The sequence below is a fragment of the Bradyrhizobium sp. AUGA SZCCT0169 genome, assembly GCF_018130085.1.
In the GTDB taxonomy this organism is placed as follows: domain Bacteria; phylum Pseudomonadota; class Alphaproteobacteria; order Rhizobiales; family Xanthobacteraceae; genus Bradyrhizobium.
Genome location: NZ_JAFCMC010000005.1, coordinates 47,932 through 74,465, shown reverse-complemented (window position 1 = coordinate 74,465; position 26,534 = coordinate 47,932). Strand labels below are relative to the sequence as shown.

Sequence of the window (26,534 nt, the reverse complement as noted above, 5' to 3'; positions counted from 1 at the left end):
GGTCGCCTGCAAAATAAAACCCCGCAGGGAGTGACCTAGTGACCAGCCGATTTTTTTCCCGCCGCCATATTCTGACCGGAGCCGCCGCGCTCTCCACGGCGGCCATTCTGCCGCGCAGCAGCCTGGGCGCCGACTGGCGGCCCACCGAAACCGTCCGCCTGATCGTGCCGGCCGCGCCGGGAGGCACCACGGACGTGATGGGACGCTTGCTGGCGGCTCATTTGCAGAAGGCCTGGGGCCAGTCCGCGGTAGTGGAAAACCGCTCCGGCGGCGGCGGCACCATCGGCACCGCCGAAGCCGTACGCAGCAAAGGCGACGGGCACACGATTCTGGTCGGCAATCCCGGCCCTAACGCCATCGCCTACACCATCTTCCGGAATATGACCTACAAGGCCGACCAGCTGCAGCCGGTCTCCAACCTGATCCGGATTCCCAACATCATCTCGGCGCACCCCTCGGTGCCGGTCAAGTCGATCGGCGACCTGATTGCCTACATCAAGGCCAATCCGGATAAGCTGACCTACGGCTCCTCCGGCATCGGGCAGAGCCCTCACCTCACCGGCGCCTGGTTCCTGCAATTGACGAAATTGAAGATGGTGCATGTGCCGTTCCGCGGCGCCGGGCCGGCACTGCAGGCCGCGCTCGCCGGCGACATCCAGGTGCTGTTCGACAATCTCTATCCGACGCTGCCGCAGGTGCAGGATGGCAAGCTCACCGGGCTGGCGGTGACCACGACCGAGCGCAGCGCGCTGGCTCCCAACATTCCGACCATGCGCGAGAGCGCACCGGAGCTCGCCAAGTTCGACGTTTCGTCCTGGTTCGGCATTTTCCTGCCGAAGGCCGCCCCCGCCCCCGTCCTCGATGCCCTTAACAAGGAAATCAAGGTGTTCCTGGAGCGCGAGGACATCAAGGAAAACATGGCCAAGATCGGCGCGCGCACCGACTACGGCACACCGCAGCAGTTTTCCGACTTCATCCAGGCGGAGACGGACAAGTTCGGCGCCATCATCAAGCAGGAAGGCCTGCAGATGGACGCCGGCTGAGAGGCGTAACTCCCGCGGCGCTCGATCCGCGCACGCAGCCGTCATCCCCGCGCAACGGCAAAGCCGTTGTCGCTGGAGGAGCCGCGCTTGCGGCGTCTCGAAGGATGGCCACACACACCTGCCAAGTCATCCTTCGAGGCTCGCAAGAGCTCGCATGACGCCGGGCAAAAATGAAAAACCCCGCGGCTCGCACCGCGGGGTTTTTATTTTGATCGGCTCAGCGCCGCTCAGTGCGCCAGGATCGCCAGCAGCAACAGCGCCACGATGTTGGTGATCTTGATCATCGGGTTGACGGCGGGGCCGGCCGTATCCTTGTAGGGATCGCCGACGGTGTCGCCGGTCACCGCCGCCTTGTGCGCGTCGGAGCCCTTGCCGCCGTAATGGCCGTCCTCGATGTACTTCTTGGCGTTGTCCCAGGCGCCGCCGCCCGAGGTCATCGAGATCGCGACGAACAGGCCGGTCACGATCACGCCGAGCAGCATGGCGCCGACGGCCGAGAACGCCGCCGACTTGCCGGCCGCGCCGCCGCCCGCGATTGCGAAGATCACGAAGTAGACGAAGATCGGCGACAGCACCGGCAGCAGCGACGGGATGATCATTTCCTTGATCGCCGCCTTGGTCAAAAGGTCGACCGCGCGGCCGTAATCCGGCTTGTCGGTGCCCTGCATGATGCCAGGCTTTTCGCGGAACTGACGCCGCACTTCCTCGACGATCGCGCCGGCCGCACGGCCGACGGCCGTCATGCCCATCGCGCCGAACAGATACGGCAGCAGGCCGCCGAACAAGAGGCCGACCACGACGTAGGGGTTGTTCAGCGAGAAGTCGGGCAGCACGCCCTGGAAGTACGGATACTTCGCGGCATTGGCGATGAAGAATTTGAGGTCTTCATTGTAAGCCGCGAACAGCACCAGCGCGCCGAGACCGGCCGAGCCGATCGCGTAACCCTTGGTGACCGCCTTGGTGGTGTTGCCGACCGCGTCGAGCGCGTCGGTCGACTTGCGGACTTCCTTCGGCAGGCCGGCCATTTCGGCGATGCCGCCGGCGTTGTCGGTGACGGGGCCGAAGGCGTCGAGCGCCACGATCATGCCGGCCAGCGCCAGCATGGTGGTGGTCGCGATCGCGATGCCGAACAGGCCGGCAAGGCTGTAGGTGACGAGGATGCCGGCGATGATGACGATCGCGGGCATCGCGGTCGATTCCATCGAGATCGCCAGACCCTGGATCACGTTGGTGCCGTGACCGGTGACCGAGGACTTCGCGATCGACTTCACCGGACGGTAGTCGGTGCCGGTGTAGTACTCGGTAATCCAGATGATCAGGCCGGTGACGACGAGGCCGACGACGCCGCACTGGAACAGCGCCATGCCGGTGTACTTCACGCCCGCCAGCGGACCGAAGCCGATCAGCCAATGGATGACAGCAGCAACGCCAAACAGCGACAGGATGCCGGTCGCGATCAGGCCCTTGTAGAGCGCACCCATGATCGACTGGCTGGCGCCGAGCTTGACGAAGAAGGTACCGATGATCGAGGTGATGATGCAGACGCCGCCAATGGCGAGCGGCAGCGTCATCATGTTGACCAGCAGCGGCGAGGTCGCGAAGAAGATCGCAGCCAGCACCATGGTGGCGACCGCGGTCACCGCATAGGTCTCGAACAGGTCGGCGGCCATGCCGGCGCAGTCACCGACGTTGTCGCCGACGTTGTCGGCGATGGTGGCGGGATTGCGCGGATCATCCTCGGGGATGCCGGCCTCAACCTTGCCGACGAGATCGCCGCCGACATCAGCACCCTTGGTGAAGATGCCGCCGCCGAGACGGGCGAAGATCGAGATCAGCGAGGCGCCGAAGCCGAGTGCGACCAGCGCGTCGACCACGACGCGGTCGTTGGCCTTCAGGCCCAGCATCTGGGTCAGATAGGCAAAGTAGATGGTGACGCCGAGCAGTGCGAGGCCCGCCACCAGCATGCCGGTGATCGCACCGGCCTTGAAGGCGAGTTCAAGTCCGCCGGCCAGCGAGGTGGTCGCGGCCTGCGCGGTACGCACGTTGGCGCGAACCGACACGTTCATGCCGATGAAGCCGGCGGCGCCCGACAGCACCGCGCCGATCAGGAAGCCCACGCCGACCTTCATGCCGAGGAACCAGACCAGCAGCGCGAAGATCACGACGCCGACCATGCCGATCGTCATGTACTGCCGCTTCAGATAGGCCTGTGCGCCCTCGGCGACCGCGGCTGCGATCTCCTGCATGCGCGGATTGCCGGCGTCCGCCTTCAACACCGAAGCCGTCGCCCAGATCGCGTAAACAATCGAAAGCGCTCCGCAGAGCACAATCACCCATAATGCTGTCATTGAATTTGCCTCAGACCTTGATGTTCCCCCGCCACACCGCGAGCGCGGCAAGCGCATAAAAAGGAGGCCTTCCCCGCCCAAAAGGGTGGCCCCTCAAATCGCCGGGACCTTGCCAAAATCGTTTCCCCGGCGCAACGCCGCGGAGGCCAGAAACCGTCTATTTTTGAAAGGAATCCCCGGGAACGACTGAAGGTGCCGAGGCCTGGCTGGCGGCTGGACCGTCCGGCGGAAAATCCGAGGCCTGCCAGGCGCCCACGGGGCGGACCATTGAATCGTCTGCCGACGGCTATCCTGCGGGTGCCGCAACCCAAATAGCGACCAACAAATATATGGAAAATACACAGGCCGAAAACACACACTGGCCTGAAAACACATGGGCCCACCCAATCCTCTATGGGATTGAGCGGGCCCGCGATCCATTTCAGTACATCCGTGAAACGACCGTTTCGAGGCCTCAGGCCAGCGACAGGTTCTCTGCGCTTACCTTGCCCCGCATCTTGTCGGTCTTGAGTTCGAACTCGACCTTTTGGCCTTCGGCCAGACCGGTCAGACCGGCGCGCTCAACGGCGCTGATGTGAACGAACACATCCTTGCTGCCGTCGGTCGGCTGAATGAATCCAAAACCCTTTTGACCGTTGAACCACTTCACAGTTCCCGTAGCCATTTTCTATTCTCCAAAGCACGTAGGCTTTCATTCCGCACGGCGATCGCACGGATTCAAATCCAATCGACGATGTCTCTGGAAAATGCCCTAACAGGCGCGTTCAGCAAGGCACGGCGGCAATCGAATGCGCGCACAACTATAGATTTTCCGGGAAATTGCAATGGCCGGTTGCAAATAAAGGCCCGCAGTCAGCGCTGCGACGCTCAAAAATGGCTGTAAGAGCGCCGTTTCAGGCCAATTTCGCCGCCCTGCCCGTCAAGGAATTTTGGCGCTCCACTTCCGGCGAGCACGGTTCCGATGGAACTTACCGCCACGCCAGCGCCCTGCGCGGCTTGCACGAACGCATCGACGCGGTCTTCCGCCACCGTGCACAGGATTTCGTAATCGTCGCCACCGGCGATCAACGTTTCGATTCCGACGATGCCACGCGACAGCAGATCGCGCGCGGTATCCGACAGCGGAACCTTCTCCAGATCGATCGCAGCGGAAACACCCGACACGCCGCACAGTTTGGTGAGATCGCCGGCGAGCCCATCGGACACGTCCATCGCCGCTCCGGCATGGTCGCGAACGATTTCCGCGAGCACCATGCGCGGCTGCGGTACCCGATAGCGCCCGACCAGCAGATCGCGCGCTGCTGCATCGCTCACCGCGGCATGGACCTTGCCGCCGCCGAGCACGGCAAGCCCGAGCGCGGCATCGCCGATCGTGCCGGTCACCAGCACCCGGTCGCCAGGCTTGGCGCCGCTGCGATGGACCATTTTGCCTGACGGCACGCGCCCGAACGCGGTGACCGAGACCATCAGCGGACCTGATGTCGACACCGTATCGCCGCCCAGCAGCGGACAGCCGAATTGCGCCGCGTCCTCGCCGAGCGCGGCCGCGAACGGCTTGAGCCAGGCTTCGTCGGTATCGCGGAGCGCCAGCGTCAGCACGAAACCGGCCGGCACCGCGCCCTTGGCGGCGAGATCCGAGAGGTTCACCCGCAACGCCTTGCGCGCAACGGTATCAGGCGGATCGTCGGGGAGGAAATGCACGCCTTCGACGATGGCGTCCGTCGTCACCACGATGTCGTCGCCATCAGGCTTCAGGGCCGCCGCGTCGTCATCGAGATTGAAGGCGCCAGGGTCGGTCGCGATCGGCCTGAAATAGCGCGCGATCAGCGAGTCTTCTCCGGACGCGGGCGCGCTACCCACGCGCGAACTCGTCGGCGCGGAACTGGCGCGCGATCTGGTCCAGCACCGCGTTCACCATGCCGGTCTCGTCCTTTTCGACAAAGGCGTGCGCGACATCGACATATTCGGACACGACGACGCGGCCGGGCACGTCCTTGCGATGCTCCAGTTCATAGGACCCAGCCCGCAGCACCGCGCGCAAAATCGCGTCGATCCGCTTCAAGGGCCAGCCCTTCGACAGCGCGTCGTCGATCAGCGGATCGAGTTTGGCCTGATCCCGCACCACGCCCGAGACGACGTCGCGGAAAAACGCGGCTTCGGCCGGCAGGTATTTGTCGCCCTCGACCTCGTTGCCGAGCCAGTGGCTCTCGAACTCGGCGAAGATATCGTTGATCCCGGCGCCGCCAATGTCCATCTGGTACAGCGCCTGCACGGCGGCGAGTCGCGCGGCACCGCGCCGGTTGGCTTTCTTGTCCGGATTTTTGAGTGCGGGCTTCTTGGTGTCTGCCATCGTCAGGCCTTTGCCAGCCGGCGTTTGATCCGCAGCATTGCGAGCGCCGCGCGGGCGGCGTCGCCGCCCTTGTTGAGTTCACTGGCGCGCGCCCTCGCCCAGGCCTGCGCCTCGGTGTTGACGGTAATGATGCCGTTGCCGAGCGGGAACTTTCTGGCCACCGCAAGGTCCATCAGCGCGCGTGAGGATTCCATCGAGACGATCTCGAAATGAATGGTGTCGCCCCGCACCACGCAGCCGAGCGCGATCGCGGCGTCATAGGGCCTTCCGTTGTTCTCGGCGGCGTCGATCGCGATCGCGATCGCGGCGGGGATTTCTAAAGCGCCGGGCACGGTGATGACGTCATGCGTGACACCGGCCGCCTTCAATTCGGTGACGGCGCCTTCCAGCAGCGCATCCTGGATGTCGTCGTAGAAGCGTGCTTCGACGATCAGCGCGCGCGCGCCTTTGATGTCGGTCTGGTCCTTCAGGAGTGCGCGTCGTGCGTCTGCCATTATCTACCTTCTGTCATTGCCGGGCTAGAGCGCGGAGCGCGTCTGCCGATGGGGCCCCGGCAATCCATCCTATCAGGAATCCATCCTGTTAAGAGGATGGATACGCGGGTCAAGCCCGCGTATGACACAATTGTTGCTGTTGCTATTTCATTTCCGACAGCCGCGCCGCATAGCGGGCCATCAGATCGACCTCGATATTGACCTCGCTGCCCGCGTTCCAGTCCGCCAGCGTCGTGACGCTGAGCGTATGGGGAATGATCAGCACCGAAAACACCACGTCTTCGACCGTATTCACCGTCAGCGACACGCCATCCAGGGTGATCGAGCCCTTGACGGCGATGAAGCGCGCCAGTTCCCGCGTCGTGCGCAGTTCGAACCTGGCCATATCGGGCAGATCGTCGCGCTTGACGATGCTGGCGATGCCGTCGGCATGGCCGGCCACGATGTGGCCGCCGAGTTCGTCGCCGATCTTCAGCGCGCGCTCGAGATTGAGGTTTGTGCCTTTGCCCCAGTGCTTCGCCGTGGTCATGCCGAGCGTCTCGGCCGCGGCATCGACGTCGAACCAGGTCTTGCCATCATCGACGCCGGAGGCGACCACGGTGAGACAGACGCCGTTGCAGGCGATCGAGGCGCCATCGGCGATGGTGGCGCGATCGTAGCGGCAGGCGATGCGCAAGCGGTGCAACTGCCCCTGCGCCGTCGGCGTCAGGCTGACGATTTCGCCGATATCGGTGACTATTCCGGTGAACATTTAGGGGCGCTCGTAGATCGTGAGAGTATCTAGACCAAGGCTTTCGCTAGCACGGACTTTTAGGGCGGGCGACCCGGTGAGAGCCGACAGCGGCAATGCGTCCAGCGCGGGAATGCCGCCCACGCCGACCGCCTCGGGTCCGCGCAGCAGCCATGCCTCATCGACCAGCCCCGCCGATACAAAGGACGACGCGACGCGCGCCCCGCCCTCGACCATCAGCCGCGAAACGCCCTTGTCGGACAGTGCACGCAGCACCGCCGTCACATCCAGCCCCGGCGGCGCGCTTGACGCGGCGACGCGGATCACCTGCGCTCCGGCGGCGCCGAGCTTCATGGCGGCCGGCGCTTCGGCGAGATCCGACGTCATGACCCAGAGCGGCGTCTCGCGCGCGGTCTGCACCAGACGGCTGGTGCCGGGAGTCCGCAAGCTCCGATCCAGCACCACACGTACCGGCGATAAATGCTCCATCCCCGGCAGCCGGCAGGTCAGCACCGGATCATCGGCCAGCACGGTGCCGATCCCGACCAGGATCGCATCGCACTGCGCGCGCAGCAGATGCACGCGTGTCCTTGCTGCCTCACCCGTAATCGCGACCGGCTTGTTGCCGGCGGCGCCGATCTTGTCGTCGGCGGAGACCGCCAGCTTGAGGATCACATGCGGGCGCTTGTCGCGGATGCGTCGGAAATGCCCGGCATGGTCGCATGCTGCTTCCGCGGAATTCAGGCCGACATCGACGATAATCCCGGCGGCGCGCAATTTGGCGTGGCCCTGTCCGGCCACTTCCGGATTGGGATCCTCGATCGCCGACACCACGCGGGCAATGCCCGACGCGATCACGGCATCGACGCAAGGCGGCGATTTGCCGAAATGCGAGCACGGCTCCAGCGTCACATAGAGCGTGGCGCCGCGCGCGGCGTCACCGGCGCGCTTGAGCGCATCCGGCTCGGCATGCGGCCGACCGCCGGGCTGGGTCCAGCCGCGCCCAACGATGACGCCGTCCTTGACGACGACGGCACCGACGGCGGGGTTCGGCCAGGTGCGCCCCTGCCCGCGCCGGCCGAGCGCAAGCGCGAGTTGCATGAAGCGCGCGTCCGCGGCTTTGGATTCCCTGGATTTCTGCGCGTACTGGTCTTCCAGGATACGGAAGATCATTTGCGCAACGCGGTGACCCGTGCGTCTTCCTCGCCGGACAGCTCACCGAGCACGGCTTCAAAGTCCTTGGCCTCGCGAAAGTTGCGATAGACCGAGGCAAAACGCACATAGGCGACGTCATCGAGCTGGCGCAGATGCTCCATCACGATCTCGCCGATCGCTTCCGAGGAAACCTCCGCCTCGCCGCCGCTTTCGAGCTCGCGCACGATGGCGGAGACCATCTTTTCGACGCGCTCCGGATCGACCGGGCGCTTGCGCAGGGAGATCTGCAACGAGCGCACCAGCTTGTCGCGGTCGAACGGCACGCGGCGGCCGTTGCGCTTGATCACGGTCAGTTCGCGGAGCTGCACCCGCTCGAAGGTGGTGAAGCGGAAATTGCAGGCGATGCAGACCCGCCGCCGCCGGATCACGGCGGAATCCTCGGTGGGGCGCGAATCCTTCACCTGCGTATCGAGACTGTTGCAGCTGGGGCAGCGCATCCCAAGTATCCCTTACTAGTGACCCTTACTGATAAATCGGGAAGCGGTCGGTGAGTGCCTTGACGCGTTCCTTGATCGCGGCTTCCACCAGCGGCGCCTTGCCGTCGGGCGATTGCGCCAGCGCGTTCAGCACTTCGGCGATCATGGAGGCGACCTGCTGGAATTCGGCGACGCCAAAACCGCGCGTGGTCGCCGCCGGCGTGCCCAGACGCAGGCCCGAGGTGACGAACGGCGTTTCGGGATCGAACGGAATGCCGTTCTTGTTGCAGGTGATCGCAGCGCGAACCAGCGCCTTCTCCGAGACGTTGCCCTTCAGGCCTTTGGGGCGAAGATCGACCAGCATCAGATGGTTGTCGGTACCGCCTGAGACGATGTCGAGGCCCTGCGCACGCAGCGCTTCCGCCAGCGCCTTGGCGTTCTCGACGACGTTCTTGGCGTAGATCTTGAAGTCCGGACGCAGCGCCTCGGAAAATGCCACCGCCTTGGCGGCGATGATGTGCATCAACGGACCGCCCTGCAGGCCCGGGAAGATCGCCGAGTTGAGTTTCTTGGTCAGCGTCTCGTCATTCCACAGCATCAACCCGCCGCGCGGGCCGCGCAGCGATTTGTGCGTGGTCGTGGTCGTGACATGGGCATGCGGCACCGGCGAGGCATGGACGCCACCGGCGACGAGGCCGGCGAAATGCGCCATGTCCACCATCAGATAGGCCCCAACGCTGTCGGCGATCTCGCGGAAGCGCTTGAAGTCCCAGGCGCGTGAATAGGCGGAGCCGCCGGCGATGATCAGCTTCGGCTTCACTTCCTCGGCGCGGCGCGCCACCTCGTCCATGTCGATGATCTGGTCGTCGCGGCGCACGGTGTAGTGCTGCGCCTTGAACCATTTGCCGGACATGTTGACGGGCGCGCCGTGGGTGAGATGGCCGCCGGCGGCAAGATCAAGGCCCATGAAGGTATCGCCGGGCTGCAGCAGCGCCAGGAACACCGCCTGGTTCATCTGGCTGCCCGAATTCGGCTGAACGTTGGCAAACTGGGCGCCGAACAGTTTCTTGGCGCGATCGATCGCCAATGTCTCGGCGACGTCGACCCATTCGCAACCGCCATAATAGCGCGCGCCCGGATACCCTTCCGCGTATTTGTTGGTCATCACCGAGCCCTGCGCTTCCAGCACCGCGCGGCTGACGATGTTTTCCGAGGCGATCAGCTCGATCTCGTGGCGCTGCCGGCCGAGTTCACCCTTGATGGCGGCGGCGATTTCCGGATCGGCCTCGGCGAGAGTGGCCGTGAAGAACGAGTCGGGCGCGGAGGCGGTTTTGCTGCTGGAGGTCATGGGCCGAAATATCTCCACCGCCGCAAGGCCTTAAGCGGCACAGCGGTCGGTTACGTGTGGCGGTCGAAAGAAGCGCTTGCGAGATACCACATCGGCCCGGGCCGGCCAAGCACTTGCGGTATCCGTCTGATATTTATGCAAGATATGGTGGGGATGGCGGGGATGCCAGTCCGGCGCCACTCCCCCCGCTGTCGCCCCGGCCTTGAGCCGGGGCCCATACGCTGCAGCCGCCATTGTTAAAAGAAGGTCTCAGACACCTTTGTCCTACCGATGGGCCGCGGCGTATGGGTTCCGGCGTTCGCCGGAACGACGGCCTATTTCGCAAACCGGTACGCCCCGCCCTTTTCGATCGAGCGCTGGAACGCCGGGCGCGCGTGCATGCGCGTCAGCCAGGCCGCCAGGTTCGGATACGGCCCAAGCTTTTCGAACACCTTTGCCATCTCGCCGACAAAGCTCATCTGGATATCGGCACCCGACAATGACGGGCCGATGAAGAACTCGCGCCCCTTCAGCGCGCGGTCGACATAGCCGAGATGATTGGCCAACTCGCTGTCGATGCGCGGATGCAGCGGCGCGCCCGCCTCCTTCAGCCTGCCGACATAGAGGTTCAGCATCAGCGGCAGCATCGCGGACCCTTCCGAATAATGCAGCCACTCATTGTACGCCTCATAGTCGGCGCTGCCGGACGCCGGCATCATCGCGCCTTTTCCGTATTTGCGGATGATGTAGTCGACGATCGCACCGGACTCCGCGATCGTGGTGCCGCCATCGGTGATGACGGGCGACTTGCCGAGCGGATGGATCGCCGTCAGTTCCGGCGGCGCCAGCCGCGTCGTGGCATCACGCTGATAGCGCTTCATCTCATAGGGCGTGCCAAGCTCTTCGAGCAGCCACAGGATCCGCTGCGAGCGGGAGTCGTTGAGATGATGAACCGTGAGCATGGCAGTTTCCTCAATAGGTTTCTTGTTGGTGTTGTTGTTTACCAGAGATTTCTAACGCCGTCATTGCGACCAACGGGTCGCGCGAATGCGCGCCCGATGACAGGCTCCGCGAAGCAATGACGAGGCGCAAACACACCTTTGCCTGGTATCGGCCTGCGGTGCTAGGTTTTTGCCAACGAGGAGAGAACGATGCGTATCGCAATTGTCGGCACCGGCGGCGTAGGCGCCGGTTATGGGGCGGCGCTGGCGAAAGCCGGCGCGGATGTCACCTTCATCGCGCGCGGCGCGCACCTGGCGGCCATGAAGCGCGACGGATTGAAGGTTCAAAGCCCGCGCGGCGACATCCATCCGTGCCGACACAGGCGACCGACAATCCCGCCGAGATCGGCAAGGTCGATTTCGTGCTGTTCTGCGTCAAGCTGTGGGACGTCGAAAGCGCCGGGATCAGCATCAAGCCGCTGATCGGCCCCGATACGGCTGTCATCCCGCTGCAGAACGGCGTCGATGCCGCAGAAAGGCTGATCCCGATACTCGGCGAAAACGCCGTGATGGGCGGCGTCGCGCAAATCAGCGCCAACATCATAGCATCAGGCGTGATCCAGCAGGTCGGCACCTTCATGCGCATCGTGTTCGGCGAACTCGACGGCAGGGCTAGCCCGCGCGGCGAAGCATTTCTTGCGCTCTGCCAGAAGGCCGGCTTCGAGGCGAAGCTGAGCGACGCGATCCTCACCGAACTTTGGATGAAGTTCATCCTGCTCGCCGCCAACGCCAGCGCGGTGGCGCTGGCGCGCCAGCCGATCGGTGCGCTGCGCGACGATCCCGATATTCGCCCCTTGCTGATGTCGGCCTACCGCGAAGTGATGGATGTCGGCCGCGCTTACGGCGTGGCGCTGCCGGACAACGCAGTGGAGACGACATCAGGATATTCCGACAGCCTGCCCGCGCACCAAAAGCCGTCGATGGCGCTCGACCTCGAACGCGGCAACCGGCTGGAGCTGCCCTGGCTCGGCGGCAAGGTGGTCGAACTCGGCAAGAAGCTCGGCGTCCCGACGCCGACGCACAGCCTGATGTATGCGATGCTGAAGCCGTACATCATGGGCAATCCGGGCTGAGGCGCGAGGCGCCATGTCCTTTACATCGCCGGACATCTCGGCACTGTAGCCACCACTTTGCGACGCGCCTCGATGCGTGACATCACGGAGAAGCAAATGCCGCTTGTCGAGAACGCCACGATCAGGAAATTGCGGGCGGGCGGGCTCGCCCTCGGATTCGGCCTGCACCATTTGCGCACCGCGGCAGCGGGCATGATCGCCGCGGCGACCGGGCATGACTGGATCTTCATCGACGTCGAGCACGGTGCATTTTCGCAGGATGACGTCGCGCAGATCTGCATCGCCGCGTTGCCGACCGGCATCACGCCGATCGTCCGGATTTGCGCAGGCGCGATTGATGAAGGCACGCGGGCGCTCGACAACGGCGCCGCCGGCGTCATCGTACCGCATGTCGATACGGTCGATCAGGCCCGGCGCATTGCTAGCGCCTTTCGTTATCCGCCGTTGGGGTCGCGGAGCTGGGGCGGACCATCCGCGCTGTTCGGTTACAAGCCGCCCGGCGCCGCCGAGGCCCAGGCCGCCATCAACCAGGAAATCCTGGTCGTCGCGATGGTCGAGAGCCCTGAAGGCGTGGCCAATGCCGCCGGGATTGCCGCCGTTGACGGGATCGACGGCTTGCTGATCGGAACCTCCGACCTGACCGCGGAGATGGGTATTTCCGGTCAAATCCTGCATCCGCGCGTCGAGGAAGCCTATCGCAGCGTCGGCGCGGCGTGCCGCAAGGCAGGCAAATTCCTCGGCATGGGCGGCGTCTACGAACCGGACGCCATGAAGCATTATGCCGATCTCGGCGCGCAGTTCATCCTGACGGGATCGGATCACGCTTACATGCTGGCCGGCGCCAGTCTCAAGTCGGCCTCGTTGCGGAAGCTCGAAGCGGATCGCAAGGCGGGCTGAGCCAACTCACATCCCGGTATAGCCTGCCTTCACCGGATCGGTGGAGCCGTCGAGCTGGCGCAGATAGGTCAGGCCGCACACGGTCAGGCGGTGGGTGTCCTTTTCGCCGGCCTCGAATAGCGTCTTCACATAGTCGGTCACCTTCTCGCGCGCTTCATCGTTCGCGGCGGCGCTGCGGTTCACCAGCAGGTCATAGGTGTGCATGATGCGGTCGATGGCGGCTTCCATGAAGTTCTCCGGTGGGATCAGGCGATGTAGGTTTCGGCTTCGAATTTGGCGATCGCCTTGTTGGCGAGGCGGATCTTGTTGAGTTCGCCGCGCTGAAACATCTGCACGATGATTTCGAGCAGCCGCTCGTCGGTGGCGAAAGTATCCGGGAGGGCGCCGGTCCTGCGGAGATAATTTGAAGCGATGGCGTAAGCGTCGCCCACCACCTCGACATTCATCACCCGCAATCCGCGCTCGACGAGCATGTTCTTCGGTCCCCGTGTCAGCGATATAATGCGCGAGCCCGGCACAAGTTCCATTGCGGGAAACCTTGTTTGCTGGGCGCGCGCCTATGCCCCAAGTGACCTTAGAATCGAGGTGCAGCTTGTTGTTTTGATGCGCTTTATCAGGTGAAACTGTGTCCGCCATCACTCGAAGCGGCTATGCACGAAGCGGTTCTTGCGCGCGCCGCGAAGGATGAAGCCGCGGCACTCGACACTCAGGTCCAAAAAGCAAAACGCACCGGATCCGGTAACCCGGAGCCGATGCGCCTTGGGCAGGGCTTACTGCCTTGCCAGTTCATGATCCGCTGTTGGCCGCCGGTCTTCTGCGTGGCCGGCTTGGCCGCGGATTCGAATTCTTATTTGACGCGTTTTCTTCACGCGAACCGGAAGTCCACTTCGCTCGAAAACGCTATGTAAATCTCAGAGCCGATACAGGATCTGGTCAGTCCAGAACCGCTCGAGCCGATGCAGCGACTTGTTCAGCGTCGCGAACTCCTCGTTCGAGATGCCGCCGACCTGCTCCACGGTCTTGACGTGCTTCTGATACAGCGCGTCGACGATCTTGCGGATCTCCTGGCCCTGCGAGGTCAGACGGATGCGGACCGAGCGGCGATCAACGCGCGAACGCTGATGATCGAGGAAGCCGAGCTCGACGAGCTTCTTCAGATTGTAGGAGACGTTGGAGCCGAGGTAATAGCCGCGCGTGCGCAGCTCGCCTGCGGTCAATTCCTTGTCGCCGATGTTATAGAGCAGCAGCGCCTGCACCGAGTTGATATCGGCGCGGCCGCGGCGATCGAATTCATCCTTGATCACGTCAAGCAGCCGGCGATGCAGCCGCTCCACCAAAGTCAATGCTTCAAGATAGAGCGGCTGCACCGGAGCTTGACCGGCAGAGCGTTCAGCGGTTTCCACCGCCGTTGCAACGGCTTTCATCATGACATTCCCCTGTTGTCGTTTTTATCGACTTATTCGACGAAACTTTTGTCCCGCCTGATAGCTTCAACTTAAGGGGGCCGTTTGAAGATCCGCTTAAATAAGACAATAAAGAGATCATGAATTTAAGACAGTGAATCGCGGATTAAGCCCATGGATAAAGGGCTTTTCGCAAGATTTCATTGACGGTGGCGGGCCTCTGTTCACGCTTCGTCTGGAAGGGTTGTCGCATTCCAAAACAGGTTCGTTTGAATTCGAAACGCCTGGGTAACCGACGCGAGGGAACCCTTTACGGTGACTGAAAAGTTACCGCGAAAATCGTCGAAAATCTTACGGGATGGCGCGGCCCATTCTGGGACGCAGGTGCGCTGGCGCAATTAACAGTTCGGGCTTCATCCTTCGAGACGCCACTGCGTGACTCCTCAAGGTGAGGTCGAGCAGTTCAGGATGCGCTCTTAGGACCCTCATGGTGAGGAGCGCGGCAACGCCGCCCGTCTCGAACCATGTGGCCGGCTATTAGCAAGATTCCAGCAAAACGGAGGACGTGCGCACTACTGCTATGGCGGCCGTTCGCGCGCGGCCATCCAGGCGAGTGCGAGATAGGCTGCCAGCATCACGGCTTCGACGCCGACCACCGTCAGGCTGCCGCCGTAGATGCCCGGAAACATCAATTCGATCACCGCCATCGACACGACTGTGGTGAGCCACACCACCGCGCCCCAGGGCGTCGCAAGCCACAGGCCTACGGCGGCGACGAGTTCAATCACGGCGAAATAGATCGTCGCGGTCTGCCAGGCCATCGACTGATTTTCGAACGCCTCTTCCTCGCCGCCGATGAAACCGGTCACCTGCGCCCAATGGTAAAGGCCCTTGGCGATCGAGATGACCGCCATGATGCGCAGGAACAGCACCAGCCGCCGGGTCCAAGCGTTGTCATCAGGCTCGATCCGCTCGGACGAGATCGCCGCCACCGACATCGCATTGTCCCGGGCATTGTCCCTGTTATCCCGCGACGGGTCGCGCGCGGAGGTGTCAGACATGAGAATCGGTGCTCACAGGCGAAAACGGGTCCTTATAGGCGGAGTCTTGGTATAGGCAGAGTCTTGGCCCGCCGGGTCGGCAAAATCAATTGCCGCTGGCGCAAATCAAGCTGCGGTGACGCGGCCGTTCCGGAATGCTAGAATTAGACCAAGTCCAAATCAGGCCAAATCAGCCTTCCGCCGGGGAGTACCATCATATGGCGATCAAATTCGGGCGTCCGATCGAAATGCGCGACGCTCCGCGGCACCAGACCGCCCTCACCTCGGCCCCGCTCGACCTCGCGATCCGCCCCCGGCGCAACCGCAAGGCCGAATGGGCGCGGCGGATGGTGCGGGAAAACGTGCTCACGACCGACGATCTGATCTGGCCGTTGTTCATCGTCGGCGGCCACAATACCCGCACCGCGGTCGCCTCGATGCCCGGCATCGACCGCATCACCGTCGATCAGGCGGTCCGTGATGCCGAGCGCGCGGCGAAGCTCAACATCCCCTGCATCGCGCTGTTCCCCTATACCGACCCTTCGCTGCGCGACGAACAGGGTTCCGAGGCGCTGAACCCCGACAACCTCGTCTGCCAGTCGGTGCGCGCGATCAAGAAGGAATTCCCGGGCCTAGGCGTGCTCTGCGACGTGGCGCTGGATCCTTTCACCAGTCACGGCCATGACGGCCTGATCGAGGACGGCCGGATCCTGAACGACGAAACCGTCGCCGTGCTGGTCCGCCAGGCGCTGGTGCAGGCCGAAGCCGGCTGCGATGTGATCGCGCCTTCCGACATGATGGACGGCCGCGTCGGCGCGATCCGCGAGGCGCTGGACGATGAAGGCTTTACCGACGTGCAGATCATGTCGTACGCGGCGAAATACGCCTCCGCCTTCTACGGCCCGTTCCGCGACGCCATCGGTTCGGCAAAGACGCTGACCGGCGACAAGCGCACCTATCAGATGGACAGCGCCAATTCCGACGAAGCGCTGCGCGAGGTCGAACTCGACATCGCCGAGGGCGCGGACATGGTGATGGTCAAGCCCGGCATGCCCTATCTCGACATCGTGCGGCGGGTAAAGGACACCTTTGCGATGCCGACCTTCGTGTACCAGGTGTCGGGCGAGTACGCGATGATCGCGGCAGCCGCCGGCAATGGCTGGATCGACGGCGAACGCGCGATGATGGAAAGCCTGCTCGCCTTCAAGCGCGCCGGCGCTGACGGTATTCTGACCTACTTCGCGCCGAAGGCGGCGGAGAAGATCAAGGCGGAGAGCTGAAGCCTTCGTAGGGTGGGCAAAGCGCAGCGTGCCCACCAACTTTAGCGGAGGAGACAATGGTGGGCCACGGCGCAAGAGCGCCTTTGCCCACCCTACGCGTTCCTCAAGTCCCCAGCCCCCGAATCGCCTGAATATTGCCGTTTGGTAACCGTCGCGGCCCTTGCGCGCGCAGGCGCGGTTCCCATGTCTCCGCTTGATGTCTCGGCATGCGGGAATATGCACGTTCTGGAGGACTGATCATGTCGTATAGCGGTTCGGGTAATACCGGTGGCGGCGGCTGGCGTAACGATGGCGGCGTGCAGCCGCATGCGTTCGACCCCGACTTGCAGCCGGAACTGTTTCGCGGCCTGCTGACGCGGCGGGTGTTCGCGTTCCTGATCGACCTCGTCGTGCTGTCGGTCCCGGTGATCCTGGGCTACATCTTCATCGCGGTGTTCGGCCTGATCACACTCGGGCTCGGCTGGGCGCTGTTCTGGCTGGCCTGGCCGGCCACGATCGTCTGGGCCATCGTCTATTACGGCTCTTCCCTCGGCGGGCCGCATTCGGCGACGGTGGGCATGCGCGTGATGGATCTGGAACTGCGCACCTGGTACGGCGCGCCGGGCTATTTCGTGCTCGGCGCCACCCACGCTGTGCTGTTCTGGGTATCGATCTCGTTCCTGACGCCGCTGGTGCTCCTGATCGGCTTGTTCAACGGCCGCCGCCGGCTGCTGCATGACATCGTGCTGGGAACCGTCGTCATCAACAGCTCGGTTCGCACACAGGTTGTACCTCCGGCGCGCGCCTATTGAAGGGATGTCACACTCCAAATTGATTGACCGTCAGCCCGCGCGGCGCGATGCTCAGGTTTGTTCGGCCCGGATCAGGATCGGGGCCGAACCGCCCTCACCGGTACCAATTGTTCACCGGAAAGCGTTATTGTTCGTGTTTCGGAGGCCTGACGACCCGACGTGACCCAGCATTCGCGTGATACCCCGCAGTTCTACCTGACGGCGCCCTCGCCCTGCCCCTATCTGCCGGGACGGCACGAGCGCAAGGTGTTCACGCATCTGGTCGGCGACAAGGCCGGCGACCTCAACGACCTCCTCACCCATGGCGGCTTCCGGCGCAGCCAGTCGATCGCCTACCGTCCGGCCTGCGACCAGTGCCGCGCCTGCGTTTCCGTGCGCGTCGTCGCCAACGAGTTCCGGCCCTCGCGCAATTTCCGCAAAATTCTCGCGCGCAATGCCGACATCATCGGAGAGCAGCGCAGCGCGGTGCCGACCTCGGAACAATATTCGGTGTTCCGCGCCTATCTCGACCGGCGTCACCGCCATGGCGGCATGGCCGACATGACCGTGCTCGACTACGCCATGATGGTGGAAGACAGCCACGTCGAAACCCGCATCATCGAATACCGCAAGCGCAACGTCGATTCCGGCATCACCGGCCGCGGCGACGAGCTGATCGCCGTCGCCCTGACCGACGTGCTCAGCGACGGGCTGTCGATGGTGTATTCGTTCTTCGAGCCGTCGGAGCACAGCCGCTCGCTCGGCACCTTCATGATCCTCGACCATATCACGCGCGCAAGGCGGCTGGGGCTGCCTTACGTCTATCTCGGCTACTGGATCGAAGGCTCCAAGAAGATGGACTACAAGGGCCGCTTCCTGCCGCAGCAGCGGCTGGCCCCCTCAGGCTGGCTGCGCATCGACGCGTCAGGCGAAGTACTGACCGAGCCGCAGGATTGAAGATGGCGAATGGCGAATAGGGAGTGGCGAATAGGGTAACTTCCATTCGCTACTCGCCCTTCGCGACTTCTTCAGCCAAACAGCGTGTCGTACAGCAGCTTGACGTTCAGCGTCACGATGATCCCGGCGACGATCCACGCCAGCGTGGCGACCGAACGCGAAATCGCGAAATCACCCATCTTGCGGCGGTCGGAAACGAATCGCACCAGCGGGATCACCGCGAACGGCAATTGCATCGACAGGATGACCTGGCTGAAGACCAGCAGGTTGGACGTGCCCTTCTCGCCATAGAGTGCGGTGACGATCACGACGGGGACGATCGCGACGCCGCGGGTGACCAGCCGCCGCGCCCAGTTCGGCAGGCGCAGGTGCAAAAAGCCTTCCATCACGATCTGGCCGGCCAGCGTGGCCGTTACCGTCGAGTTGAGGCCGGACGCCAGCAGCGCGACGGCGAACAGTGTCGAGGCGATCCCGAGGCCCAATAGCGGCGACAACAGCTCATACGCCTGCCCGATCTCGGCCACATCGGTACGGCCGCTGGAATGGAACGTCGAGGCGGCCACGATCAGGATCGCGGCATTGATGAACAGCGCCAGCATCAGCGCGATGGTCGAGTCCGTGGTCGCCCATTTGATCGCATCGCGCCGGCCCTCGTCGGTGCGCGGATAGGCGCGGGTCTGCACGATCGAGGAGTGCAGATAGAGGTTATGCGGCATCACGGTGGCGCCGATGATGCCGATCGCGATGTACAGCATCTCCGGATTGGTAACGATCTCGGTCGACGGCAGGAAGCCGCGCAGCACCGCGGCAACCGGCGGCGCGGCCGCGAAGATCTGGATCGCAAAACAGACCGCGATGACGATCAACAGCGAGATGACGAAGGCTTCGAGGAAGCGAAAACCCTTGTTCATCAGAAGCAGCAGCAGGAAGGCGTCGAGCGCGGTGATCAGCGCGCCGCCGATCAGGGGAATGCCGAACAATAGCTTCAGCGCAATCGCGGTGCCGATCACTTCCGCCAGATCGCAGGCGATGATCGCGGCCTCGCAGGCCAGCCACAGCATGAAATTGACCGGACGCGAAAAGCTGGCGCGGCAGGCCTGCGCGAGATCGCGGTCGGTGACGATGCCGAGCCGTGCGGCGAGCGCCTGCAGCAGGATCGCCATCAGGTTCGACAGCAGGATCACCGACAGCAGCGTGTAGCCGAACTTCGATCCACCGGCGAGGTCGGTCGCCCAATTGCCGGGATCCATATAGCCGACGGAAACCAGATAGCCGGGCCCAAGAAACGCCAGCAGCCGGCGCGCCCAATGGCCACCCAGCGGCACCAAGATGGTCGCGTTGACTTCGGCCAGACTGCGCTGCCTGTTCGCTGCGGCGTCGGCGCGCCAGCCGGCGTCGGCGTCTTGCAAGGCCACAGCCAAGCTCTCCGAATTAGTCTTTCGGCCCAATTCGGGCGTTCGTGCATCCATCTCATCAAGATGGTCGAAATTCGCCCTTATTGCAACTCATTTGCAACTGCATCTAGTGATCACCCTAAGATGATACCGGCAGACGAGAAATTCGCGTCGAGACCGGCCTGCGGTGACCCTCGGCCTGCGCGACCGCGCCAGTTTACGTGGCTGGAACCATGAACCGGCGAATCCCGCTCGACGACAAACAGATCGCGATCAAGGGACCAACAACCATGACCATCAGCACAGTTCGAGGACGCGTCTTGGTTTCATTCGAAGTTCCGGGCTACCTTGCCGGTTGGGAGTGCCCCTTCCCGGCTCACCTGGTCTCAGACGGCCCGGCTTACGAGATCGACATCGCCGTCAAATCCCAACCGGAGAAGGCCATGACCCACGAAACGGCGATCACCGAACGCCTCGCGCGGATCAAATCCTCACAATGAGCGCCGTCATCGACCTCCTGCTGGCGGCGGACGTCCGCCCCTTCACGATCGCCGCGGCCATCGTGGCAGTGCTTGCCGTGATCGAACTGCTGTCGACGATGGTTGGGTTTTCGCTCAGCCACATCGTCGGCAAGGATGTCGAGATCGAGGCCGACGGCCACAGCGCCATCTCCGGCCTGTTTCTCTGGATCAATGCGGGGCGCGTTCCGCTTTTGATTCTTTTGATGTTGACGCTTGGCATGTTTTCGATCGTGGGATTTTTCCTGCAGGCCATCGCGCACAGTGTTGGAATTTCTCTCCCGGTTTCGCTCGCCGCCGTCGGCGCCATCATCGGCGCCATTCCGGCAGTCCGGGTTACCAGCCGCGCGATCTCACGCGTGATCCCGCGCGACGAGACCTATGCGGTCGATGAGGCCGACTTCGTCGGCCAGGTCGCCGTGGTTTCGATCGGTCCGCTCGACCAGGGACTGCCCGGCCGCGTCCGTCTCAAGGATGTCTTCGGCAACTGGCACTCTGTCCCGGCGCGCGCCGGCCCCGATTCGAAAGCGCTCGCGGTCGGCACCAGCGTGTTGCTGGTCGACCGCGACACCAGGAGCTTTATCGCGATTGCCGCACCAGCCAACCTCATTGCACAACAATGGTCATCAGACAGGGCATGAACATGTGGGAACTTGCAGTACCGATCGCTATCGGCGTCCTTCTCTTTGTCATCATCGGCTTCATGTTCGCGACGCTGTACCGGCGTTCGACCCGCGACGAGGCCTATGTCCGGACCGGTCTTGGCGGCCAGAAAGTCGTTCTCGACGGCGGCTCCGTCGTGCTTCCGGTTTTCCATTCCACGGCAGCCGTCAATCTGAAGACGTTGCGGCTGGAGGTCGCCCGCGGCGGCCCGGACTCGCTGATCACCAAGGACCGCATGCGCGTCGACATCGGCGCCGAGTTCTACGTCCGTGTCAAACCGGACATGTCGTCGATCGCGCTGGCCGCGCAGACGCTCGGCAACCGCACCAACGACGCTGCTGAACTGCGCGAACTGATCGAGGCGAAATTCGTCGACGGCCTGCGCTCGGTCGCCGCCACCATGCATCTCGAAGAGCTGCAGGAACAGCGCGCGACTTTCGTCAAATCGGTGCAGGACGCGGTCGGCGCCGACATCCAGAACAACGGCCTCGAGCTTGAATCGGTCTCGCTGACGAGGCTCGACCAGAGCGACATCAAGCATTTCAACCCGAGCAATTTCTTCGACGCGCACGGCCTCACCACGCTGACCAAGATCACCAAGGAGCGTGAGCAGGAGCGCAACCAGATCGTCCGCACCACCGAGGTGAACATCGCGCAGCAGGATCTGGTTGCCCGCCAGACCACGCTGACGATCGAGAGCACCAAGCGCGAGGCGGAACTGGCGCAGCAGCGCGACATCGCCAACAAGACCGCCGCGATGCGCGCGCAGACCGCGCAGGTCGAGCAGACGGCGCTGCAGAACGAGGCCGAATACCGCATCCAGCAGGAACTGGCCGTCGCCAACGTCCAGACCGAGGCCAACCAGGCCCGCGACACCAAAAAGATCGAGGCTGATCTGGCGGTGAAGCGCCGCACCACCGAAATGGAACGTGATCTCCAGATCGTGGCGCAGGAAGCCGCGATCGTCGTCGCCACCAAGAACAAGGAGCAATCCGAAGCGCAGACCATCGCGGAAACGGCGCGCGCGCTTGCGATCGCAGCCGAAGAAAAGGTCACGACGGCACGGGCCACAGAAATCGCCGAGCGCGACAAGATCATCAACGTGATCGCGGCGCGCAAGGTGGCGGAAACCGACGCGATGCCGATCACCGTGATGGCGGAAGCCGAACGGCAGGCCGCCGCCAACAAGGCGGAAGCGATCAACGTGCTCGCCAAGGCCGACGCCGACGCCGCAACCACGCGTGCGACCGGCGTCAAGGCGCTCGGTGAAGCCGAGGCCGAGGTGGCGGCGCTCAAGGCTGAGGCCCGCAACAAGCTCGGTGCCGAGATGATCGAGTACGACCTCAACCTCGCCCGCATCAATATCATTCCGAGCGCGCTGGCCGAAGCGGTCAAGCCGATCGAGAAGATCTCCGACATCCGGATCTTCGATACCGGCGGCATGCTCGGTCGCGGTGGCGGCAACGGCGCGATGAACGGCGGCGGCAATGGCGGTCTCGGACTCGGTGATGGTCTCGCCGCGCAGCTATTGTCGGTATCGGCGTTCAAGCCGATGATCGACAGGATTCTCGGCGAGGCTGGCTTCCCGGCTGGCCCCGACGGCATGACCAGCCTGTTGAATGCGCTGCGTGCCGGCAGCGGCCCGCTGACCGAAGCGGAGTTGCCGGCCCCTGCCGACAGCCCCGCAACACCGCCGACCACCCTCTCGGGCACGGGCAAGGCGACGCTCGGACCGAAGTCGTAGTCGCGATGACGGTCTGAGCCGCCGTCAGATCGCAAATAGAGAGAAGCCCGCCGCAGTCGATGCGGCGGGCTTTTTTTACGCCTTGCCGGGCACGGCGCGTTCGTCCCCTTCATTTCCTTATTGCAAATGCTTCTCATTAGTGACACTAGTTGCGAATAATTCGCAATTGCAGGTCAGGGAGACGGTCGATGCGTCAGCTCAAGCGGGCTTTTGGCGGCAAGGACGGAGACCATGACGATTTCCACTTTGGCCATTTTTCCCAGCATTTTTTCCTGCCGCACCAGCCTCACGGTTCACATGGCTCGCACGACGCCCACCCCTCTCACGGATCCCATGGTTCTCACGGGGGCCACGGCTCTCATGGCCCGCATGACGGCCCGTCGTGCCAACCGGGTCCGCAGCCGGTAAAAATCGAGTACCGCAGCTTCGACGGCTCGCAGAACAACCGGTCCGATTCCACCCTCAACGCCGCCGGCACCGAATTCGCACGTATCGGGACGGCGCATTTTGCCGACGGCATTTCCGTGCCGCTGGGCGGCAACAATCCGCGCACCATCAGCAATCTCGTGGTCGGCGCCGGCGATGCCGACGTGGCGAACCCGGAAGGTGTTTCCGCGTTCATGTACGCCTGGGGCCAATTCATCGACCATGACATGACGCTGACCCGCACCGACGGCGTCAACGACATCAGCGTCGTGGTCCCCGCCGGCGATCCCGTATTCCCCGCCGGCACCATCATTCGGATCACCCGCGCCGTCACCGATCCCACGACCGGTGCCGGCAGGTCCAATCCGGCGATGGCGGTCAATTCCAATTCCGCCTGGCTCGACGCCTCGATGGTCTACGGGTCGAGTGCAGCGGTAGCCGCCAGCCTGCGCACTGCCGACGGCCACATGAAGACGTCAGCGGGAGACAATTTGCCCATCGTCAACGGCATGGTCGTGGCCGGCGACGGCCGTGCTGCGGAAAACCCGGCGCTGACCGCGCTGCAGACGCTGTTCGTGCGCGAACACAATTACCAGGTCGACAAACTGCACCTTGAGCATCCGAACTGGAGCGGCGACCAGCTCTACAATTACGCCCGCGCCATCGTGTCGGCGGAAATCGCCAACATCACCTATTCCGAGTTCCTGCCGAACCTCGTCGGCAAGGACGCGCTCACGCCCTATGACGGCTACGACCCCAATGTCGATCCGCATTTGACGCTGGAATTCGTCGCCGCGGCGTTCCGCTTCGGACACTCGATCGTCTCGGGCGAAACCGAAGGCCTTGCGGAGAACGGCGAGGTCATCGCCGGCTCCGAGGAAGACCTGAAAGACGTGTTCTTCCAGCCGGCGGCCAACTTCATCGACAATGGCGGCGCCGACGGACAATTGCGCCATCTGGCCGCCGATCCCTCGCAGGCGCTCGATGCGCGCATTGTCGAGGATCTGCGTAATTTTCTGGTCGATGCGCCGGTGTCGATGGATCTCGCCGCGATCAATATCCAGCGCGCCCGCGACCTCGGCCTCGGCACGCTCAACCAGACCCGTGAAGCGCTCGGGCTCGACCCCTACACGGATTTCAGCCAGATCACGAGCGATCCTGAGACGCTGGCCGGGCTGAAGGCGGCCTACGGCAACGTCAACAATGTCGGCCTGTGGACCGGCGGCCTGTCGGAAAACCATGTCCCCGGCGCGCTGGTCGGCGAAACTTTTCAAGCCATCCTGACGATGCAGTTCGAGGCGCTGCGCGATGGCGACCGGCTCTGGTTCGAGAACCAGGGTTTCGATGCCCGGACGCTATCCGAGATCAAGGGCACGACGCTCGCCGACATCATCCTGCGCAACACCGACACCAAGCACATCCAGGATGACGTCTTCGTCACCTATGTCCGGCACACCGGCCTTGCCGGCGGCGTCGAGTCCGAAGACCCCGACGCCCGCCAGATCGTGATCGGCTCCGATGGCACCGACACCCTGATCGGCGGTCCGCAGGGCGATTACCTGTTCGCCGGAACCGGCAAGCAGACCATGACAGGCCATGCCGGCGCCGATCGTTTCGTGTTCGATACCGGCGCCACCAAAGCCAGGATCACCGACTTCGATCCCGGCGTCGACCTGCTGGTGTTCGAGCATGCCGGCCGCCTCGACTTTCGCGATGTAAAAATCTCGGGCAATCACGGCAACACGATCGTGCACGTCGGCGACGACTGGATCGAATTGATGGGTGTGCGGCCCTATGAACTCAGCAGGCACGACTTTCTGTTCGACGTCTGATGGGTCAGCAAGACGTGGATGCCGGGGCAGGTTTAGCCCGGACAGATCACTGACAGGTGTTGGGAGACATCGCTGACCCATCAAGGTGAGAAACCCCCACACGTTCGCGTGTGGAGGTTTTTTCGTTGCCCCACCGCTTGTCGGGAAACGGGTGGGTTGGGCCGTGCTGTCGTCGGACAATGAGGGCCGATAAAGCCATCAGGGAATCGCCCCATGTCCGCCGCCGAGACGCCGCGCCTGCCACCGACCTTCAACCGCCTCGCCTGGTCGAACCTCGCCGCGCAATCGGCCGAACAAGTCGCGCTGGCCGCCGCCCCGATCGTCGCCGTGCTGCTGCTGGGCGTCGGCGAAGGTCAGACCGGCCTGCTGCAGACCGCGCTGACGCTGCCCTTCATCCTGTTTGCGATCCCTGCCGGCCTGCTCGCGGACCGCATCTCGCGGCGCTGGCTGATGGCGGGCGCCGAAGCGCTGCGCGCGGTGGCGCTCGGCGGAATCCTGCTGCTGATCTGGCTCGGCTGGATGACGCTGCCGCTGCTGGCTCTGCTCGGCTTCATCGCGGTGTGCGGCACGGTCGCCTACAGCGTCGCGGCACCGGCGCTGGTGCCCTCGCTGGTGAACCCGGAGCAACTGCCCGCGGCCAATGCGCGGATTGAACTGGCGCGCACAGTCGCCTTTGCCAGCGGCCCCGCGCTCGGCGGCGTGCTGGTCGGATGGGTCGGCGCCGCCCCCGCGTTCGGATTTGCCGCTGCGCTGTCGGTCATCGCGGTCGTGCTGCTGTCGGGCATCTATGAGCCCGCCCGCGCGCCCGCCCCGCGCCGCCATCCGCTGCAGGAGATCAAGGAAGGCGCTGTCTTCGTGTTGCACCACAAGCTGCTGCGGCCGGTGTTCATCACCCAGTTCATCTTCAACACGGCCTCCTTCCTGCTGCTTGCGGTGTTCGTGCCCTATGCCGTGCGTCATCTCGGCCTTTCCGCGACCGGCGTCGGCACCACGCTCGCGATGTACGGCGTCGGCATGGTGGTCGGCGCGCTCCTGGCGACGCGCGTCATGAAGCGCCTCGCCTTCGGCACCGTGATCGGGCTCGGCCCGGTGACCGGTTTCGTCGCCGCCGCCGTGATGGCGCTGACGACCATCTTTCCCTCACCGCTGCTCGCGGGCCTGAGCTTCTTCCTGCTCGGCGTCGGTCCGATCCTGTGGGTGATCTCCACCACGACGCTGCGCCAATCGGTGACGCCGCCCTCGCTCTTGGGCCGCGTCTCCGCCATCAACATCATGAGCTATGGCGCCCGCCCGCTCGGCTCGGCGCTCGGCGCCATCGTCGGCGGGCTCTACAGCGCCGAAGCCTGCCTCTACCTGGCGGCCGCGATCTTCGCCGCCCAAGCGCTGGTCATCCTGATGTCGCCCGCCGTCTCGCTGACGCGGCAGCCGGAAATGGTCGGCGACGGGCCGGCGCTGCGGGCGCATGCGTTCTGAAAAGGTCCTCGTCATGCCCGGGCTTGACCCGGGCATCCACGTCTTCCTTGGCTGCAACCGCGAAAGTAAGTCGTGGATGGCCGGGTCAAGCCCGGCCATGACGAATCAACGCCAACACAAAGCAAAATGGCATGGCTTTT

The 26,534-nt window shown here is 63.8% G+C and carries 26 protein-coding genes and 1 pseudogene; 12 read left to right on the top strand and 15 right to left on the bottom strand.

Going from position 1 to position 26,534, the window contains the following annotated elements; translation table 11 throughout:
* Positions 1-38 precede the first annotated feature (38 nt).
* Positions 39-1,043, top strand: coding sequence for a tripartite tricarboxylate transporter substrate binding protein (locus tag JQ609_RS07745; protein WP_212272850.1), 1,005 nt, complete (start codon positions 39-41; stop codon positions 1,041-1,043).
* A gap of 227 nt (positions 1,044-1,270) precedes the next feature.
* On the opposite strand, the gene JQ609_RS07740 is transcribed toward JQ609_RS07745, so the two are convergent.
* The 10 genes from JQ609_RS07740 to JQ609_RS07695 all read right to left on the bottom strand — a co-directional run bounded on the left by JQ609_RS07740 (position 1,271) and on the right by JQ609_RS07695 (position 10,885).
* A complete protein-coding gene (locus JQ609_RS07740) occupies positions 1,271-3,391 on the bottom strand; it encodes a sodium-translocating pyrophosphatase (RefSeq protein ID WP_212272849.1) in 2,121 nt (706 codons plus the stop codon).
* Between the two features lie 454 nt (positions 3,392-3,845).
* On the bottom strand, positions 3,846-4,055 hold the full coding sequence (locus JQ609_RS07735) for a cold-shock protein (RefSeq protein ID WP_192733570.1): 210 nt from the start codon (positions 4,053-4,055) through the stop codon (positions 3,846-3,848).
* A gap of 203 nt (positions 4,056-4,258) precedes the next feature.
* The gene (gene thiL, locus JQ609_RS07730) at positions 4,259-5,251 is read right to left on the bottom strand and encodes a thiamine-phosphate kinase (RefSeq protein WP_212272847.1); all 993 of its coding nucleotides are present in this window, start codon (positions 5,249-5,251) and stop codon (positions 4,259-4,261) included.
* Complete coding sequence (gene nusB / locus JQ609_RS07725) at positions 5,244-5,741, bottom strand: transcription antitermination factor NusB (protein WP_212208180.1); 498 nt, start codon at positions 5,739-5,741, stop codon at positions 5,244-5,246. The genes thiL and nusB overlap by 8 nt, the downstream gene beginning before the upstream one ends.
* 2 nt (positions 5,742-5,743) lie before the next feature.
* Positions 5,744-6,235: a 6,7-dimethyl-8-ribityllumazine synthase gene (gene ribH / locus JQ609_RS07720; RefSeq protein ID WP_212272846.1), complete on the bottom strand. Its 492-nt coding sequence runs from the start codon at positions 6,233-6,235 to the stop codon at positions 5,744-5,746.
* Between the two features lie 142 nt (positions 6,236-6,377).
* Positions 6,378-6,986 carry a riboflavin synthase gene (locus tag JQ609_RS07715; protein ID WP_212208182.1) on the bottom strand — a complete coding sequence of 203 codons (609 nt, stop codon included), beginning with the start codon at positions 6,984-6,986 and terminating at the stop codon, positions 6,378-6,380.
* Positions 6,987-8,138, bottom strand: a complete 1,152-nt coding sequence (gene ribD, locus JQ609_RS07710; RefSeq protein ID WP_212208183.1) for a bifunctional diaminohydroxyphosphoribosylaminopyrimidine deaminase/5-amino-6-(5-phosphoribosylamino)uracil reductase RibD — start codon at positions 8,136-8,138, stop codon at positions 6,987-6,989. It abuts the gene before it with no gap.
* On the bottom strand, positions 8,135-8,617 hold the full coding sequence (gene nrdR, locus JQ609_RS07705) for a transcriptional regulator NrdR (RefSeq protein ID WP_192733576.1): 483 nt from the start codon (positions 8,615-8,617) through the stop codon (positions 8,135-8,137). Before nrdR ends, ribD begins: the two co-directional genes overlap by 4 nt.
* Before the next feature lie 25 nt (positions 8,618-8,642).
* Positions 8,643-9,944, bottom strand: coding sequence for a serine hydroxymethyltransferase (gene glyA, locus JQ609_RS07700; RefSeq protein ID WP_212208184.1), 1,302 nt, complete (start codon positions 9,942-9,944; stop codon positions 8,643-8,645).
* Between the two features lie 314 nt (positions 9,945-10,258).
* Complete coding sequence (locus JQ609_RS07695) at positions 10,259-10,885, bottom strand: glutathione S-transferase family protein (protein WP_212272845.1); 627 nt, start codon at positions 10,883-10,885, stop codon at positions 10,259-10,261.
* A 189-nt stretch (positions 10,886-11,074) separates the two neighbouring features.
* Between JQ609_RS07695 and JQ609_RS07690 the strand changes: the two are divergent.
* Both JQ609_RS07690 and JQ609_RS07685 read left to right on the top strand, forming a co-directional pair.
* A pseudogene (locus tag JQ609_RS07690) lies at positions 11,075-11,997 on the top strand (ketopantoate reductase family protein).
* Positions 11,998-12,093: 96 nt separating this feature from the next.
* Positions 12,094-12,894 carry an HpcH/HpaI aldolase/citrate lyase family protein gene (locus JQ609_RS07685; protein ID WP_212272843.1) on the top strand — a complete coding sequence of 267 codons (801 nt, stop codon included), beginning with the start codon at positions 12,094-12,096 and terminating at the stop codon, positions 12,892-12,894.
* Positions 12,895-12,900: 6 nt separating this feature from the next.
* On the opposite strand, the gene JQ609_RS07680 is transcribed toward JQ609_RS07685, so the two are convergent.
* Both JQ609_RS07680 and JQ609_RS07675 read right to left on the bottom strand, forming a co-directional pair.
* Positions 12,901-13,122: a hypothetical protein gene (locus JQ609_RS07680; protein ID WP_192733582.1), complete on the bottom strand. Its 222-nt coding sequence runs from the start codon at positions 13,120-13,122 to the stop codon at positions 12,901-12,903.
* A 17-nt stretch (positions 13,123-13,139) separates the two neighbouring features.
* The gene (locus JQ609_RS07675) at positions 13,140-13,367 is read right to left on the bottom strand and encodes a hypothetical protein (RefSeq protein WP_212000022.1); all 228 of its coding nucleotides are present in this window, start codon (positions 13,365-13,367) and stop codon (positions 13,140-13,142) included.
* A 177-nt stretch (positions 13,368-13,544) separates the two neighbouring features.
* Between JQ609_RS07675 and JQ609_RS07670 the strand changes: the two genes are divergently transcribed.
* Positions 13,545-13,802: a hypothetical protein gene (locus JQ609_RS07670; RefSeq protein WP_212272841.1), complete on the top strand. Its 258-nt coding sequence runs from the start codon at positions 13,545-13,547 to the stop codon at positions 13,800-13,802.
* Between the two features lie 3 nt (positions 13,803-13,805).
* On the opposite strand, the gene ldtR is transcribed toward JQ609_RS07670, so the two are convergent.
* Together ldtR and JQ609_RS07660 are read right to left on the bottom strand one after the other, a co-directional pair.
* Positions 13,806-14,321 carry a transcriptional regulator LdtR gene (gene ldtR, locus JQ609_RS07665; RefSeq protein WP_192733585.1) on the bottom strand — a complete coding sequence of 172 codons (516 nt, stop codon included), beginning with the start codon at positions 14,319-14,321 and terminating at the stop codon, positions 13,806-13,808.
* Between the two features lie 554 nt (positions 14,322-14,875).
* The gene (locus tag JQ609_RS07660; protein ID WP_192733586.1) at positions 14,876-15,358 is read right to left on the bottom strand and encodes a DUF6163 family protein; all 483 of its coding nucleotides are present in this window, start codon (positions 15,356-15,358) and stop codon (positions 14,876-14,878) included.
* A 197-nt stretch (positions 15,359-15,555) separates the two neighbouring features.
* On the opposite strand from JQ609_RS07660, the gene hemB reads away from it, so the two are divergent.
* The 3 genes from hemB to JQ609_RS07645 all read left to right on the top strand — a co-directional run bounded on the left by hemB (position 15,556) and on the right by JQ609_RS07645 (position 18,344).
* On the top strand, positions 15,556-16,617 hold the full coding sequence (gene hemB / locus JQ609_RS07655; RefSeq protein ID WP_212272839.1) for a porphobilinogen synthase: 1,062 nt from the start codon (positions 15,556-15,558) through the stop codon (positions 16,615-16,617).
* Positions 16,618-16,856: 239 nt separating this feature from the next.
* Complete coding sequence (locus JQ609_RS07650) at positions 16,857-17,408, top strand: RDD family protein (protein WP_212208190.1); 552 nt, start codon at positions 16,857-16,859, stop codon at positions 17,406-17,408.
* A 159-nt stretch (positions 17,409-17,567) separates the two neighbouring features.
* Complete coding sequence (locus tag JQ609_RS07645; RefSeq protein WP_212208191.1) at positions 17,568-18,344, top strand: arginyltransferase; 777 nt, start codon at positions 17,568-17,570, stop codon at positions 18,342-18,344.
* Positions 18,345-18,415: 71 nt separating this feature from the next.
* Here JQ609_RS07645 and JQ609_RS07640 read toward each other — a convergent pair whose 3' ends face one another.
* Positions 18,416-19,813: an Nramp family divalent metal transporter gene (locus tag JQ609_RS07640; protein WP_212272838.1), complete on the bottom strand. Its 1,398-nt coding sequence runs from the start codon at positions 19,811-19,813 to the stop codon at positions 18,416-18,418.
* Positions 19,814-19,971: 158 nt separating this feature from the next.
* Between JQ609_RS07640 and JQ609_RS07635 the strand changes: the two genes are divergently transcribed.
* The 5 genes from JQ609_RS07635 (at position 19,972) to JQ609_RS07615 (ending at position 26,394) form a co-directional block, all read left to right on the top strand.
* Complete coding sequence (locus tag JQ609_RS07635; RefSeq protein WP_212208193.1) at positions 19,972-20,238, top strand: hypothetical protein; 267 nt, start codon at positions 19,972-19,974, stop codon at positions 20,236-20,238.
* An 8-nt stretch (positions 20,239-20,246) separates the two neighbouring features.
* Positions 20,247-20,897, top strand: coding sequence for an OB-fold-containig protein (locus JQ609_RS07630; protein WP_212208246.1), 651 nt, complete (start codon positions 20,247-20,249; stop codon positions 20,895-20,897).
* A 2-nt stretch (positions 20,898-20,899) separates the two neighbouring features.
* Entirely contained in the window at positions 20,900-22,663 is a 1,764-nt protein-coding gene (locus JQ609_RS07625) for a flotillin family protein (protein WP_249127766.1), read from the top strand.
* Positions 22,664-22,851: 188 nt separating this feature from the next.
* Complete coding sequence (locus JQ609_RS07620) at positions 22,852-24,921, top strand: peroxidase family protein (protein WP_212272836.1); 2,070 nt, start codon at positions 22,852-22,854, stop codon at positions 24,919-24,921.
* Positions 24,922-25,134: 213 nt separating this feature from the next.
* On the top strand, positions 25,135-26,394 hold the full coding sequence (locus JQ609_RS07615; RefSeq protein ID WP_212272834.1) for an MFS transporter: 1,260 nt from the start codon (positions 25,135-25,137) through the stop codon (positions 26,392-26,394).
* Positions 26,395-26,534 lie beyond the last annotated feature (140 nt).